We start from the raw sequence: 14761 nt of genomic DNA on the forward strand, positions 1-14761 counted from the left end.
CCTGGCGTTCAGGCGACGCCGTTGAAGCGCCCGATCGGCACCACCATCGGCGAGCCGCAGACCGGGTCGGCGACGATCTGGCAGGACAGTCCGAACGCGGACTCAACGAGTCCCTCAGTGAGCACCTCGGCAGGCGGACCCGCCGCGACCACTGACCCTTTCGCCATCACGATCAGGTGGTCGGCGTAGCGGGCAGCGAGGTTGAGGTCGTGCAGCACCATCGCCAAGGTGGTGCCACGTCCCCTGTTGAGGCCGGTCAGCAGGTCGAGCACCTCGATCTGATGCGTCACGTCGAGGCCTAAGCTGGGACAAGCCTCCTGGCGAAGTTCGGCAGCAGCGACGCGGGCAACAGCAGCGCCAGAAGACGCGTTCTCGGCCCGTGGCCGGCCTCGAGCCGCGCGATCACTTCGCGGGCGTCGGCGATGCTGATCTCGACGTCGGCCGGGTATGCCCCGTAACTGTGCTCCTCGACCGCCTGCCGCAGCCGGTCGAGTTGCTCGCCACGCACCTCGCCGATGTCGGCGAGCCTTGAGGCGAACGCGCGTGGGGTCTCGGTGTCGGCGGATCCGATACCGAAGTCGATCGCGGTGTCGCGCAGTTCCTGCCACACCCGCTCGGGGTTGCGGCTCAGCAGCCGGCGGGACCTGACGGATCGACGCCAGGATGCCGGGGCGAAGATCACCAGCAGCGCGGCGGCGATCATCCCGACAGCCCACATCGTCGGACGCCAGTCCACTGCCTGGGGCCCGCCGATCGCGATGTCCTCGTCGGGGGGCAGGTTCGGGTTGCGCGGCGTCGCCGACGGGACGCCCCCGGCTTCGGGCACCGGCCGCGACTCATCGACGTCGGGAGTCGCGGGGTCGTCGACGACCGGTGCCTCGTAGTTCGGCACCACGCCGCGACCGGGGGTCGGCTCGAACGGCACCCAGCCGACCTGGTCGAAGTACAGCTCGGGCCAGGCGTGCATGTCGTGCGAGGTCACCGCGTAGTACTGCTCGCGGGTCTCTTCGTCGGTGATCAGCTCGCCCGGCAGGAACCCGACCGCCACTCGCGCCGGGATCCCCGCGACTCGCGCCATCACGGCCATCGCCGAGGAGAAGTGCACGCAGTAGCCGCTCTTCGCGTCCAGGAAGGTGCCGATCACGTCGATGCCGTTGCCGTCGTAGCCTTCGTCGACTGGCGCATCCTCCGAGTACTGGAAGTCGCCGCCGCGGAAATAGTCCTGGAGCGCGATCGCCTTCTCGTAGCTGGTGGTGGCCGCCCCGGTGACCTCCTCGGTCACTTGCACGATGTTCTCGGGTACGCCCTCCGGCAACGCGGTGAACTCGGCAACGTTGTCAGGCACGGTCGCGCCGGCGGCGAGCAGCTGCTCGGCTGTGGGCCGCAGCCAGGCGCTCTCGACCTCGTATTCCTGCCAGCGGATGTAGGCGTTGTCGGCGCGGATGGCGAGGCCGTCCGGTTCCCAGAACCAGTTGCCCTCGAGGCCGGTCACCGAACTCGGCGGATATGGCACGGGCAGCCACCGGCCGACGATCGCGTCGACCTGGACGGCGGTGGTGACATTCTCGCGCACGACCTCGTCGGAGAGGCCCGGCGGTGACGCGATCGCGTCGACGGTGTTGTCGCGGTCGGGAATGACGCCCGCGGGCTCCCAATCCAGTCCTTCGAAGCTGTCGAGGGTCACCATCCGCAGGTAGTGCCCGGACTCGCGGCTGGTGATGTAGCGCAGGGCGAACACGGGGTCGGAACGCCGCAGGTCCTGGCCGAGGTTGACCAGCGGGTTCACCCCCACCTGCAGCCCGGGGGCGGTTCCCGGGCGGGTTCCTTCTGGCCGCAACCCGCCGAGCACCGGGGCGACGATCAGGCTCGCGGCGACGACGGCGGCGCCGACGGCGATCGCCGAGGACGCCTGCGGTCGTCGTTTGTCGACCCAGAGCACGAGCAACCAGGCAAGGGCGGTCGCTGCGAAGGTCATCGCGGAGGTCAGTTCCGCCTGCACGATGCTCGGGATGGCCACCACGACGAGGAGCGGCAGTCCGGTCAGCGCGGGAGCGCGCAGCGTGATCGCGAAGAGATCCATCGCAACGGCGAGAAGTCCGATGCCGAGGCCGATGATCAGCAGCATCCCCTCGTCCGCTTCCGCGGGCACGATCTCCTCGGCGATCGTGACCCGGCCGATCTGAATCAGCTCATCGAACCGCTCGAACGTGTCGGGAGTCGGAATCAGGCCGAGGATCGCGGTGTCTCCGCCGAAGCGGACCACCAGCAGCAGGAGAACGGCGGCGGCTCCACCGAGCGCGGGAAGGATGAAGCTGCGAGTGAACCGACGAAGGATGCCGGTCGTGCCGAGCGCCAGCAACAAACTGGTGACCGCCATCAGCCACCAGTCCCAACCGGCGAGCGCGCTGGACAGCCCGGTCACGGCGACGATCAAGGCCAGGGCCAGCGCCCCGGTCATCGGCCAGTTCTCGCGGCGTCCGCGTCGCTCAGACGAGGCCATGGACGCCCCCTGTCTCAGCGAGAGCCGCGGTCCAGGCATCGCCCGGGGCGACATCCGGAGTGACCTCGATGCAGTGCCAGCCGGCGTCCATCAAAGTGCGGGAGGGCGTGTCATCCAGTCCGCGGACGACGAAGGCGAGCGCGAGGTCATACGGGCGGCGCTGGCTGGTCAGCCAGTCGAGGGTGTGCTGGTCGGGGTTCGAGACCAGCGCGAACACCGGGCCCCGCGCCCCGGGTTGCTCGTCATTGACGTAGCCCTGGCCTTCGGTTGGTGAGACCAGGCCAATGCCGGCCAGGCTGATCAGGAAGGCATGGTCGGTGCCGGACCATTCCTGGGCGTCTCCGAGCGGCGCGACCTGGCCGACCCCGGTCTCGACGATGTGCACGCGGTACCCGGCGGTGTGCAGGTGCACGCCGAGAGAGGCCAGCATGGAGACGACCCATTCGAACGGTTCGTTCTCCACATCGGGATCATCGAGCAAGCCGCGCTGGCCGTAGCCCGCGAACAGGGTGTCGACGATGATGCGAGCCTCGGGGTAGGTGCGCTGCTCCTCCTGGCGCACCATCAGCTCACCCTGGCGGGCGGAGGCCCTCCAGTGCACGCGGCGCAACGCGTCGCCGGCCCGGTACTCCCGGGTCATCAGGTCATCGTCGTTGCCGGATGCCCGGCGTTGGATGAGTTGAGCGGCGCCGTCGCCTTCGGCGAGCACCAGGCCGGTGTCGGGCAGGATCACCGCGGGGGGCGTGACGATGATGCGCTCGGTGTCGGCGATCGTACGCCAGGAGTGCACCAGCCCGAACGGGTCGCCGTAGTCGATTGTCAACGGTCCGACGTCAAAGATCCCTCGGCGCGGTGGCCGCAACCGGTATTCGATGGTGGCGGTACGCCGTGGGGCGATCGGCCGCAGAATCTCGACCGGTGTCTGGTACGGCGCCCAGGGCAGCAGTTCGCTCCAACGCATCTGTGGGGTCGGCGCGGTGCCGCGATTGCGCAGGCTCAGGGTGCCGTGCGCTTCCTGCCCTGCGCTCAGGTAGGTGTGGTGAAAGTCACGACCGGTCTGCAAACGGGGGCGCCGCATGTGGATGTAGACCAGCGCGCCCAGCACCAGTAGCGCCGCGAACGCCGCGATGTAAAACATTTCGAGTCGGCTGGACGCGAAGCCGCTCACCAAGGCGACGGCCGCGACGAAGACCAGCGCCCAGCCGCGCCTGCTCAGTCGGGTGAGCCGGCGCCGGAGGGAAGCCGAGCGGGCCACGGCTAGACAGCGCCGAGCGGAACGGGGGTCTCGGCGAGGATGCGGCGGATGATGTCGCCGACCGACGCTGTGCCGAGCAGGCTTGAGCCGCCGACGGCGGAGCGTCCGATCGGGATGAGCCGGTGCCCGAACACGGTCACGGCCAGGGCGTCGATATCGTCGGGAAGGACGAACTCGCGACCATCGAGGGCGGCGCGCGCCTTGGCTGCCCGCACCAGCTGCAGTGTGGCCCGCGGACTCGCACCGAGCCGCAGTTCCCTGTCGACGCGGGTGGCCTGCGCGATCGCAACGGTGTACTGCTCGACCGCGGTGCTGACGAACACGTGTCGCGCGGCCTGGATCATGCGGCCCAGTTCGGTGATCGACACCACGGGTTCAACGTTGTCCAGCGGGCTTTCGATGTCACGAGTGCGCAGCAGCGCCACTTCGCTTGCGGCATCCGGATAACCCATCGACACGCGCGCCATGAACCGGTCGCGCTGCGCCTCGGGGAGGGCGTAGGTGCCTTCCATCTCGATCGGGTTCTGCGTCGCGATGACGGTGAACGGGGCGGCGAGCGGGTAGGTGGCGCCGTCGACGGTGACCTGGCGTTCCTCCATGCTCTCCAGCAGGGCGGACTGGGTCTTCGGGCTTGCCCGGTTGATCTCGTCGCCGATGACGAGGTTCGCGAAGATCGGGCCGGGCTTGAACTCGAACTCACGATCGGCCTGGTTGTAGACCGAGACGCCCGTGATGTCGCTGGGCAGCAGGTCGGGGGTGAACTGGATGCGCGACACCGAGCAGTCGACGCTGCGCGCGAGCGCCCGGGCGAGCATGGTCTTGCCGACACCCGGCACATCCTCAATGAGCAGGTGGCCCTCGGCCAGCAGTACGGTCAGCGCGATGGTCACGGCGTCCCGCTTGCCGTCGATGACGGTCTCAACGGCCGACACGATTCCCGCACTCAGTCGCTGAAACTCGTCGATGGGCATCAGGTCGGGTGTCCGGTGCGACGTCGGGGCAGCCGCGGGCAAGCTATTCACAAAACTGAGTCTGCCTACACAGCCGGTTCCGCGCTACCCCCGGTTTCCTGAGACTGTGCGGATCGACCGGCTTCGAATCCCGCCCGCCAGGCCTCCTCGGTGCCCAGCCGGAACATGTCGTGCTCGGCGGGACGCACAATCGACCGGGCTCCCGGCTCGTCGAAACCGCCCACCAGCCGGCCGAGTCCGCGCACGACCGCCACCGGGTTCTGTGAGGTCTTGCCCTTCACCAGGTCGGCTGCGGCGGCGATTTCATCGGCAACGGCGGTGAGCGTGACGTTCAGCGCCCGGCCGGCGGCGTCAACCGAGCCGCGCAGGTCATCGAGCACTCGCACGCCGGCTGCGCCGATGGCGACATCCGTCTGACCCACACGCCAGGGACGGCCGAGGGTGTCGGTGATCACGACCCCGATCCGAAGGCCGAAGCGGGCACGCAACTGCTCGGCGATCACGCGGGCGGAGGCATCCGGGTCCGCCGGCAGCAGCAGGACGGTGCCGTCGGCGGTGTTGCTGGCGTCGACGCCCGCGGCGGCGGCGACGATCCCGAGCGGGTTCTCGACGATGCGGGTCACTCCCCCGGGATACTCGCGGGTGGCCACGACCCGCACCGTTTGCTCGGTGATCGCCTGTTCCCGGTCGGCCGCGGCGACCTGCCGCCCTTCAGCCTTGGAGATGATCTTCGAGGTGACGGCGAGGATGTCGCCGTCCTCGAGCAGCCCGTCGGCGGCATCGCCGATCAGCGCGGCGACGTCATCGCCTGGCGCGATCTCGGGGATGCCGCTGAGGGCGAAGACGGTGATCATCGGCTAAGCCTCGGCAGCACATCGCGGCCGAAGACCTCGATCCACTCGCGCTGGTTGCGGCCGACGTTGTGCAGGTAGATCGCGTCGAAGCCGAGGTCGGCGAAGCGCTGGATGTGTGCACGGTGCACGTCGGGGTCGCTGGAGACCACCATCCGGCCTTCGAAGTCTTCGGGTCGCACCAGTTTCGCCATCTGTTCCAGTTCGAACGGGCTGCGGATGTCGCCCTTCGGGAAGCGCATTCCGCCGTTCGGCCATTCGTGGAGGGCGTTGCGCATCGCCTCCTCGTCGGTCGGCGCCCAGGACAGGTGCAGCTGCAGCACCTTGCGGCCGGGAGCCTTGCCGGCTTCGCGGGCGCCCTCGGCGAACCGGGCGAACAGGCTGGCGATCTTCTCCGGCGGCGCGCCGACGGTGATCAGGCCGTCCACGGTCTTGCCTGCCCGCTTCGCGGTGACCGGACCGGCCGTGGCGACGTAGATCGGCGGTGGCGTGGCCGGGCTGGTCCACAGCCGGGTGGTTTCCAGCTTGTAGTACTGACCGTTGTGCTTGACCTCCCGGCCGGAGATGCCCGAGCCGAACAGTTTGCGGATGATCTCGATCGCCTCGAACATCCGGTTGATCCGCTCCGGCGGTTCGGGCCAGTACTGTCCGACCACGTGCTCATTGATGGCCTCGCCCGAGCCGATGCCCAGCCAGTGCCTGCCCGGGTACATCGCGGCCAGGGTGGCGCTGGCCTGGGCGACCATCGCCGGGTGGTAGCGGAAGGTGGGAGCGGTCACGCCTGGCCCCATGTCCCCGGTGGTGCGTTCGCCGATCGCCGTCAGCACGTTCCAGACGAAGGAACTCTGGCCCTGTTGCGGGACCCACGGTTGGAAGTGGTCGGCGGCCATCACGCCGGAGAAGCCGTGGCTTTCGGCGTACTGGCTCAGTTCGACGGCCTCCAGCGGCGGGAACTGCTCCAGCATGGCGGCGTAGCCGATCTGCAGGCCTGCCGCCATGTCAGGATGCCGGGGTTTGGAGAAACTCCGCAACCGGCGTCGGCACGTATGGGCTGACGTCGCCGCCGAGCGCGGCGACCTGCCGCACGAGCGAACTGGACACGTGCGCGTGCGCCGGGTCGGGCAGCATGAACACGGTCTCGACGCCGGCCAGGTTGCGGTTGACGATCGCCATGGGTGTTTCGTAGGCGACATCCACCTGCGATCGGATGCCCTTGACGATGACGCTGGCTCCGACATCCGTGCAGTAGTCGACCAGCAGGCCGACGCTCCAGCTGGTGACGACGATGTTGCCCCGCATGCCGGCCTGGCGCACCGACTCGGTGAGCAGGCTGACCCGCTGGGCGATCGGCAGCAGCGCGGACTTGTCGGGGTTGTGCACCACCAGCACGTGCAACTCGTCAAACAGGCCGGCGGCCCGTTCGATGACGTCGAGGTGTCCGAGGGTGACCGGGTCGAAGGACCCAGGAACGACAGCGATCCGGCTCATTCCGCCAGATTACACAGGGAATGTCTCAAGTTTTCTGCATGGGCGTCCGGATGTCGCCCGGTTACGCCTTGGCGAGGAAGGATTGTTCGGTTTCGTCGAGGCGGCGTTCAAGGGCTGCCCGCAGCGCCGGATGCCTGGCCAGGGTGGGGTCGCCATCGATCACACCGGCCGCGAGCTCGCGGGCGTCGGAGATCAGGTCGCCGTCCTTGGCCACACGCAGCAGCCGGAGGCTGGAGCGTCCGCCGGACTGGATGCTGCCGAGCACGTCGCCCTCGCGGCGCAGCTCGAGATCGACCTGCGCGAGTTCGAAGCCGTCGAGGGTTGCCGCGACCGCGTCGACCCGTTCGCGAGCGAGGCTGCCCTGCTCGGCGCGGGTGACGAACAGGCACAGCCCGGGCACGCTGCCGCGGCCGACCCGTCCGCGCAGCTGGTGCAGTTGGGAGACACCGAAACGGTCGGCGTCGAGGATCACCATCGTCGACGCGTTCGGCACGTCGACGCCGACCTCGATCACCGTGGTGGCGACCAGGACGTCGATCGCGCCATCGGCGAAGGCGCGCATGATCTGGTCTTTCTCGTCGCTGGTCATCCGGCCGTGCAGCATCTCGATGCGCCGTCCGGCGAGAACCGGGTTCGCGCGCAGGCTCGCGGTGACCTCGGTGACGTTCGCGGCGGGGGTCGCCGGCTCGTCGTCGACCGGTTCACCGTCATCCTCGCGCGCCGGCGGCTTGCCCTGCACCTGCGGTTCGATGGCCGGGCAGACCACGAAGGCCTGCCGCCCCTGCGCGAGTTCTTCGGCGGTGCGTTCCCAGACCCGGCCGATCCAGTGCGGTTTCTCGGCGAGCGGCGACACGAACGAGGCGATCGGGATGCGGCCGGCCGGCAGCTGCGCGATGGTGGACACGTCCAGGTCACCGAACACGGTCATCGCAACCGTGCGTGGGATCGGGGTGGCGGTGAGCACCAGCACGTGCGGCGGGGTGACGCCCTTCTGCCGGAGCGCCTCGCGCTGGTCGACGCCGAACCGGTGCTGTTCATCGACGACGACCAGACCCAGGTCGGCGAAGCTCACCTTCTCGCCAAGCAGGGCGTGGGTTCCGACGATGATGCGCGCGCTGCCCACGGCGGCGGCGAGCAGCGCCTTGCGGCGTTCCGCGGCGGTCAGCTGCCCGGTGATCAGGGTCGGCCGCAATTCGGCGGCCAGGTCTGGGCCGAGGGTCTTCACGATCGAGCGCAGGTGCTGCGCGGCGAGCACCTCGGTGGGCGCAAGCAGCGCCGACTGCCCACCGGTGTCGGCGACGGAGAGCATCGCCCGCAGCGCGACCAGGGTCTTGCCCGAGCCGACCTCCCCCTGCACCAGCCGGTTCATCGGCGTCTCGGCGGCCAGGTCGCGGGCGATCTCGTCGCCGACCAGACGCTGGTCGTCGGTCAGCTGGAACGGCATGGACTCGTCGAAGCCGGTGGCCAACCGTCCGGGCAGCCGTGGGATCGCCGGTCGCTCACGCAGCGCGGCACGCTGGGCGAGCAGCGCGGTCTGCAGCACGAACGCCTCCTGGAAGCGCAGCGTCTTGCGCGCGGCGCGCCAGTCGGCATCCTTCTCGGGGCGGTGCAGCAGTTCGAGCGCGCGGCGGAAGTCGAGCAGCCCGCGCTCGGCACGCACCACCTCGGGTACCGGATCGTCAAGCGGCGGCAGTGTGTCGAGGACCACCCCGACCGCGTTCTGGATCTGCCAGGACTTCACCGTCGAGGTGGCCGGGTAGATGGAAATCGGCTGCGTCGCCCACTTGGCCGCGGCATCAACGCCGACCGCCGCACTGTCTTCAAACAACTGGTAATCGGGGTGCGCGAGCTGCCTGACGCCTTTGTACTGGCTCACCTTGCCGGCGAAGATGCCGCGAACTCCCGGCTTGAGCTCGTTCTCTCGCCATTTTTGGTTGAAGAAGGTGAGGGTCAGGATGCCCCGGCCGTCGCTGATCTTCGCATCGAGGATCGAGCCCTTGCGGTTCTTCATCGTGCGGGTCGCCACCTGGAGCACCTCGGCGACGATGGTGACGCTCGCGTCCAGCTCGAGTTCCTCAAGCGCGGTCAGCTCGCCCCGGCGGGCGTAACGGCGCGGGTAGTGGCTGAGCAGGTCGCCGATCGTGCGCAGCCCGAGACCCTTCTCGAAGGCGTTCGCCGTGCGGCCGCCGAGCGCTTCGGAGAGCTTGGCATCGAGCGGGGAGGTCACTCCTCGAGGCTACCGGGCGCCTCTGACAGCGCCGTCTAGGCTGGAGGCTTGAAGTCGATCCTGTTCCTTGCGCTGGCTACCTTGTTCTGGGCCGGCAATTTCGTTGCCGGTGCTGGGGCGGTGGCATCCGTCTCCCCGCTTCACCTGACCTGGCTGCGCTGGGCGATTGCGGTGCTTCCACTGCTGGCGCTCGCCCAGGTGATTGAGAAGCCGAACTGGAAGCGGTCGCTCGCGCAGTGGCCGCTGCTGGTGCTGCTGTCCGCGCTCGGGATGGCGGGCTTCCCGTGGCTGCTGTACACGGCGCTGGAGCACACCAGTGCGCTCAATGCGTCGCTGATCAACGCGGTGAACCCGGCGCTGATCGTGATCATCGCGGTCGTCGTGTTCCGGCAGCGCATCCGCTGGAACGGGATCGTCGGAATCATCATCGGCCTGGTCGGCGTGGTGGTCGTGGTCACCGACGGCCGGATCGGTGACGTGTTCACCCAGCCGCCGAACCAGGGCGATGCGCTGATGGTTGCGGCCATCGTGGTGTGGAGCGCGTACACCTTCCTCGGCCGGTTCCTGACCGGGGTGCCGCCGATCACCGCGACGGCGCTGCAGGCGCTGTTCACGACGGTCGGCCTGGCGCCGTTCGCGATCAGCAGTGGCGTCGCGCTGCCGACGGACACACCGACGATGCTGGCGCTGCTGTACATCGCCCTGTTCGCGTCCGTGCTGGCCTACGTGTTCTGGAACGCGGCGCTGCGCACCGTGCCGCCAGCCAAGGCAGGCATCTACCTCAACCTGATGGTGGTGTTCACGGCGCTCATCACGTTGGCGATCGGCGGCACCATCTCGGCGGCGCAGATCCTCGGCGGCATCCTGGTCGTCGGCGGGGTTGTGCTGACCTCCGCTCGACCGCGGAAACGGACTGTCCGGCGCGCGCGCAGAGGGGTGCCGGGGTCCCGCCGTCGCGTGCGCCGCTCACGGATACGCTCGAGGTCATGACCCGCATCATCGCCGGCTTCGCCGGATCGCTCTCGCTCGCGGTGCCACCGTCGGGCACCCGCCCGACCAGTGACCGTGTGCGTGAGGCGATCTTCAGCGCGCTGCAGGCCCGGGAGGTGCTCGAGGGGGCGCGGGTGCTCGACCTGTACGCGGGCTCGGGCGCGCTCGGTCTGGAAGCCGCGTCCCGCGGCGCCCGGCACGTGACGCTGGTCGAGCGCAGTTTCGGTGCCGCGCAGATCTGTCGCCGGAACGCGGCTCTGATCCAGAAGCAGGCGCCGAAGGCGGCGACGCTCACCATCGAGGTCAGCGGGTCGCCCGTGCACGCCTTTCTGTCCGGGTCGGAACGCACCTGGGATGTCGTGTTGATCGACCCGCCCTACGACCTGTCGAACGTCGCCCTCGTGCACATGCTCGAGGTACTGGTGCCGCGGCTGGACGACGAAGCGATCGTCATGCTGGAGCGCAGTAGCCGCGACCCTGAACCCGCGTGGCCCGACGGGCTCGTGCTCGACCGTCGCAAGGACTACGGCGACACGGCGCTGTACTGGCTGAGCGCCGGGTAGTCCCTCCTCCTTGCCTCCGTGCGCTACAGAATCGCGCTACAGGATCGCGCTAGCGAAACATCGCTAGCGCGAGGCCGATTCGCTAGCGCGGGTCAGCCCGCGGCGGGCTCGCCCTGCGCGAGGCACCAGGCGGCGACATCCTGCAGCGGTCCCGCGGTGAGGGTCAGCACACTGGCCGTGCCGCGGCGTTCGGATGCCACCAGCCCGACTTCGCGGAGCAGGGTGACGTGCTGGCTGACCGAGGGTTGGGCGATGCCGAGCTCGGCCGCGAGCTCGCCCACGGTGCGCTCTCGTTCGGCGAGGAGTTCGATGATGCGGCGGCGGTTGGCGTCACCGACCGCCGTGAAGATGTCACGGCGTTTGGCCTGCCCGGTCATCCGCGGCCTCCGTTCCAGCCGACGTACGGGTCCCAGCCGGACGGCCTGGTCCAGAGTTCACCCTCGACCAGGAGCGCGTCGCCGGTGACGACCCGGCCGATCGCCCGGAAACCGTCCGGCAGTGCCACCTCGGCGGGGAAGGTGGCCAGCAGGGCGTGATCCTCGCCGCCCTCCAGGGCGGCCAGCGGGTCTTCGCCGAGCGCGTCGGCGGACAGGTCGAAGCCGACGCCGCTGGCGCGGATCAGCCGGCGGGCGTCAATGGCGAGCCCGTCGCTGACATCGAGCATGGCGGTGGCGCCGGCCTCGGCGGCGGCGACTCCGGCCCGAAGGGGCGGACGCGGCGTGAGTTGGGCGCCGAGCAGCTCGGGCTCGCGGAGTCGCAGTTCATCGGCGGCCGATCGTTCGGGCACGCCGTCGGAGTCTGTTGCTTCGGCGAACAGCAGCGCCAAGCCACGGCCGGCCAGCCCGAGTTCGCCCGCCACCGCGACGGTGTCACCCGGCCTCGCGCCGGAGCGCAACACCGGCGGGCGCCCCTGAAGGTCCCCAAACGCGGTGACCGCGATGGTCAACGTCTGCGACACCGACAGGTCGCCGCCGACCACGCCGCAGCCCGGAGCCAGCGCGGCGCAGGCGTCACGGAATCCGTCGGCGATGCCCTCGAGGGTGGCGACCGGCAGGTCGGCGGGAGCGGCGATGGCCACGACCAGTGCGGTGGGCGTAGCACCCATGGCCGCGACATCCGACAGATTGGACGCCGCCGCCTTCCAACCCAGGTCGTGCGGTGTCGACCAGGCGAGCCGGAAGTCGGGACCGTGGATCATCATGTCGGTGGTGACCACGAAACGTCCATCGGGCGCGGCGATCACTGCGCAGTCATCTCCGGGTCCAAGCAGTTCGGCGTCGGCTTTCGGCAGCCGCGGGAACAGTCGCGCGAGGGCGCCCAGTTCGCCGACGGAACCCAGGGTGTCAGGAATGACCATGCCTCAAACGGTAGCCTGAACTGGTGAAGTCCCCGCGCCTGCTCGTTGCCATTCTGGCTCTGCCACTTGCGGTTGGACTAGCCGGTTGCGCTCCCGCCGTGGTCATGGAGGCAGCGCCGGATGCCGAGAACCCGGACTGCGCGTCGGTGATCGTGCGGCTGCCTGACTCCGTCGCCGGGCTGGAGAGCCGCGAGACGGACGCGCAGGCCACGGCCGCGTGGGGCGACCCCACCGGCGTGCTGCTGACGTGCGGGGTGCCGGTGCCCGGTCCGAGCGAGATGGACTGCATCGAGATCGACGGCATCGACTGGCTGCGGGATGCCTCCAATGACGAGCTCACGCTGTTCACGACCTACGGCCGTGACCCGGCGATCACGGTCGGCATCGACCCCGCCGCGGTCTCGGGCGGGCCGGCGCTGGCTGACCTGACGTCGGCGGTGCGCACGATCGAGCAGACCCGCACCTGCCTGTCCCGGCTCGACGTGATCGACCCGACTCAGGCGCCGACCGGCTGAGCTGGTCCCACTCTCGTGGCGCTAGCGTTCCGGCCGCGCGCGCGAAGTTTCGCGCGCGCTAAGCCGATTCACTAGCGCCGGGCAACGCCCCAATCTCTGATTGGGTACCGCCACGTTCGGGCGCTAGCTAATCGGCCTCGCGCGCGTGAAAGTTCGCTCGCGCGAAGCCGTTTCGCTAGCGGCACGCCGCCACCATCCGCGCGCTAGCTGCGGCGGGGCTTCCGGGCAGGACGGTCGCCGCGGTCGTCGGACCGGGCGCCACCGCGACGATCCGGTCGGATCTCGATGAGCTTGCCGCTGATGCGAGTGTCCTGCAGCTTGTCGAGCACGTCGCCCGACAGGTCGGCCGGCAGTTCGACGATCGAGAAGTCCGGGCGGATCTGAATGGCACCGAAGTCGTCCCGGCTGAGACCACCCTCGTTCGCGAGCGCCCCGACGATCTGCCTGGGCTCAACGCGCTGCCGCTTGCCCACCTCGATCCGGTAGGCCGCCATCGGCTTGGTCGAGCGCGGACGCCGCTCGGGGCGATCACCGCGATCACCGCGATCACCGCGGTCGCCACGTTCCGGCCGGTCGCCGCGAGCGCCTCGCTCGGCGCGGTCATCCCGGTCGTACCGCTGGGCCCGCTCATCTTCCGCGGAGAGCAAAAGCGGAGTGTCACCCTGGGCAACGACCGCGAGCGCCGCAGCGACATCTGCCTCGGGCACGTCGTGGTGCTCCACGTAATGCCCGATGATGTCGCGGAACCCGGCGATTCGATCTTCCTGGCTCAGCGCTTCGGTGATCGCGTCGTCGAAGCGAGCCAGGCGGGTGACGTTCACGTCTTCCACGGTCGGCAAGTGCATCTGCGTCAGCGGCTGCCTGGTCGCCTTCTCGATCGCAACGAGCAGACGGCGCTCGCGTGGAGTGACGAAGCTGATCGCGGCACCGCTGCGCCCCGCTCGACCGGTCCGGCCGATCCGGTGCACGTAGGACTCGGTGTCGATCGGGATGTCGTAGTTGACCACGTGACTGATCCGGTCGACGTCGAGGCCGCGCGCCGCGACATCCGTGGCGACCAGGATGTCGAGCTTGCCGGTCTTCAACTGGTTGACGGTGCGTTCACGCTGCACCTGGGCCACGTCGCCGCTGATCGCCGCCGCGGAATAGCCGCGCGCCCGCAGCTTCTCGGCGAGGGTCTCGGTCTCGTTCTTGGTGCGGACGAACACGATCATGCCCTCGAAGTTCTCCACCTCGAGGATGCGGGTGAGAGCGTCAACCTTCTGCGGGTACCCCACCATGAGGTAACGCTGGGTGGTGTTCGCGGATGTCGTGGTCTTGGCCTTGACCGTGATTTCTTCGGGATCCTTCAGGTACTGCTTCGAGATCCGTCGAATCTGCGCCGGCATGGTCGCCGAGAATAGGGCCACCTGCTTGTCGTCCGGGGTGTCGGCGAGGATGGTCTCGACGTCCTCGGCGAAGCCCATCTTCAGCATCTCGTCGGCCTCGTCGAGCACCAGGTACTTGAGCTCGGACAGGTCGAGGGTGCCCTTAGCGAGGTGGTCCATGATGCGGCCGGGCGTGCCGACCACGACGTGAACGCCGCGCCGCAGTGCCGACAATTGCACTCCGTAGGCCTGCCCGCCGTACACCGGCAGCAGGTGCACGCCACGCATGTGAGCCGCATACGACTCGAAGGCCTCACTGACCTGCAGCGCCAGCTCCCGGGTCGGCGAGAGCACGAGAGCCTGCGGCTTCTTCTGCGACACGTCGAGGCGGGACAGGATCGGCAAGGCGAACGCGGCGGTCTTGCCGGTGCCGGTCTGGGCAAGGCCGACGACATCGCGGCCCGCAAGGAGTGTAGGGATGGTGGCCGCCTGAATGGCGGATGGGATTTCGTATCCGATGTCGCGGATGGCCTTCAGCACTGCATCGCTGAGGCCCAGGTCGGAGAAGGTCTTCGCTTCGGTGGCAGAATCTGCCTCGTTCTGCGCCGTTGTTTCAGTGGGCGTCATGGCTCTAACGGTAGTCGGTCTGGGTCGTCGTTCTGTCACGGAGTACTCGG

At 69.0% G+C, this 14761-nt stretch carries 14 protein-coding genes; 3 read left to right on the top strand and 11 right to left on the bottom strand.

The window, feature by feature from the left end; all coding sequences use genetic code 11:
* Positions 1–8 precede the first annotated feature (8 nt).
* The 8 genes from GO591_RS09510 to GO591_RS09545 all read right to left on the bottom strand — a co-directional run bounded on the left by GO591_RS09510 (position 9) and on the right by GO591_RS09545 (position 9292).
* Positions 9–290: an ATP-binding cassette domain-containing protein gene (locus tag GO591_RS09510; protein ID WP_157156596.1), complete on the bottom strand. Its 282-nt coding sequence runs from the start codon at positions 288–290 to the stop codon at positions 9–11.
* Positions 291–298: 8 nt separating this feature from the next.
* The gene (locus GO591_RS09515) at positions 299–2500 is read right to left on the bottom strand and encodes a transglutaminase TgpA family protein (RefSeq protein ID WP_157156597.1); all 2202 of its coding nucleotides are present in this window, start codon (positions 2498–2500) and stop codon (positions 299–301) included.
* On the bottom strand, positions 2487–3755 hold the full coding sequence (locus tag GO591_RS09520) for a DUF58 domain-containing protein (RefSeq protein ID WP_157156598.1): 1269 nt from the start codon (positions 3753–3755) through the stop codon (positions 2487–2489). Before GO591_RS09520 ends, GO591_RS09515 begins: the two co-directional genes overlap by 14 nt.
* 2 nt (positions 3756–3757) lie before the next feature.
* Complete coding sequence (locus GO591_RS09525; protein WP_157157861.1) at positions 3758–4726, bottom strand: AAA family ATPase; 969 nt, start codon at positions 4724–4726, stop codon at positions 3758–3760.
* A gap of 65 nt (positions 4727–4791) precedes the next feature.
* Positions 4792–5580, bottom strand: a complete 789-nt coding sequence (locus tag GO591_RS09530; RefSeq protein ID WP_157156599.1) for a coenzyme F420-0:L-glutamate ligase — start codon at positions 5578–5580, stop codon at positions 4792–4794.
* Positions 5577–6575 carry a TIGR03557 family F420-dependent LLM class oxidoreductase gene (locus GO591_RS09535; protein WP_157156600.1) on the bottom strand — a complete coding sequence of 333 codons (999 nt, stop codon included), beginning with the start codon at positions 6573–6575 and terminating at the stop codon, positions 5577–5579. Before GO591_RS09535 ends, GO591_RS09530 begins: the two co-directional genes overlap by 4 nt.
* Before the next feature lies 1 nt (position 6576).
* Complete coding sequence (gene coaD, locus GO591_RS09540; protein ID WP_157156601.1) at positions 6577–7065, bottom strand: pantetheine-phosphate adenylyltransferase; 489 nt, start codon at positions 7063–7065, stop codon at positions 6577–6579.
* Positions 7066–7126: 61 nt separating this feature from the next.
* A complete protein-coding gene (locus tag GO591_RS09545) occupies positions 7127–9292 on the bottom strand; it encodes an ATP-dependent DNA helicase RecG (protein ID WP_157156602.1) in 2166 nt (721 codons plus the stop codon).
* A gap of 48 nt (positions 9293–9340) precedes the next feature.
* Between GO591_RS09545 and GO591_RS09550 the strand changes: the two genes are divergently transcribed.
* Positions 9341–10282, top strand: a complete 942-nt coding sequence (locus tag GO591_RS09550) for a DMT family transporter (RefSeq protein WP_157156603.1) — start codon at positions 9341–9343, stop codon at positions 10280–10282.
* Positions 10279–10845: a 16S rRNA (guanine(966)-N(2))-methyltransferase RsmD gene (rsmD, locus tag GO591_RS09555; RefSeq protein WP_157156604.1), complete on the top strand. Its 567-nt coding sequence runs from the start codon at positions 10279–10281 to the stop codon at positions 10843–10845. The genes GO591_RS09550 and rsmD overlap by 4 nt, the downstream gene beginning before the upstream one ends.
* A 92-nt stretch (positions 10846–10937) precedes the next feature.
* Here the strand turns inward: rsmD and GO591_RS09560 are convergent, their stop codons facing one another.
* Both GO591_RS09560 and thiL read right to left on the bottom strand, forming a co-directional pair.
* Positions 10938–11222, bottom strand: a complete 285-nt coding sequence (locus GO591_RS09560) for an ArsR/SmtB family transcription factor (protein WP_157156605.1) — start codon at positions 11220–11222, stop codon at positions 10938–10940.
* Positions 11219–12202, bottom strand: a complete 984-nt coding sequence (thiL, locus tag GO591_RS09565; RefSeq protein WP_157156606.1) for a thiamine-phosphate kinase — start codon at positions 12200–12202, stop codon at positions 11219–11221. The genes GO591_RS09560 and thiL overlap by 4 nt, the downstream gene beginning before the upstream one ends.
* Before the next feature lie 23 nt (positions 12203–12225).
* Between thiL and GO591_RS09570 the strand changes: the two genes are divergently transcribed.
* Positions 12226–12717 carry a DUF3515 family protein gene (locus GO591_RS09570; RefSeq protein ID WP_232466122.1) on the top strand — a complete coding sequence of 164 codons (492 nt, stop codon included), beginning with the start codon at positions 12226–12228 and terminating at the stop codon, positions 12715–12717.
* A 203-nt stretch (positions 12718–12920) separates the two neighbouring features.
* On the opposite strand, the gene GO591_RS09575 is transcribed toward GO591_RS09570, so the two are convergent.
* Positions 12921–14711: a DEAD/DEAH box helicase gene (locus GO591_RS09575; protein ID WP_157156607.1), complete on the bottom strand. Its 1791-nt coding sequence runs from the start codon at positions 14709–14711 to the stop codon at positions 12921–12923.
* Positions 14712–14761 lie beyond the last annotated feature (50 nt).

Source organism: Diaminobutyricimonas sp. LJ205 (assembly GCF_009755725.1).
GTDB lineage: Bacteria > Actinomycetota > Actinomycetes > Actinomycetales > Microbacteriaceae > Ruicaihuangia.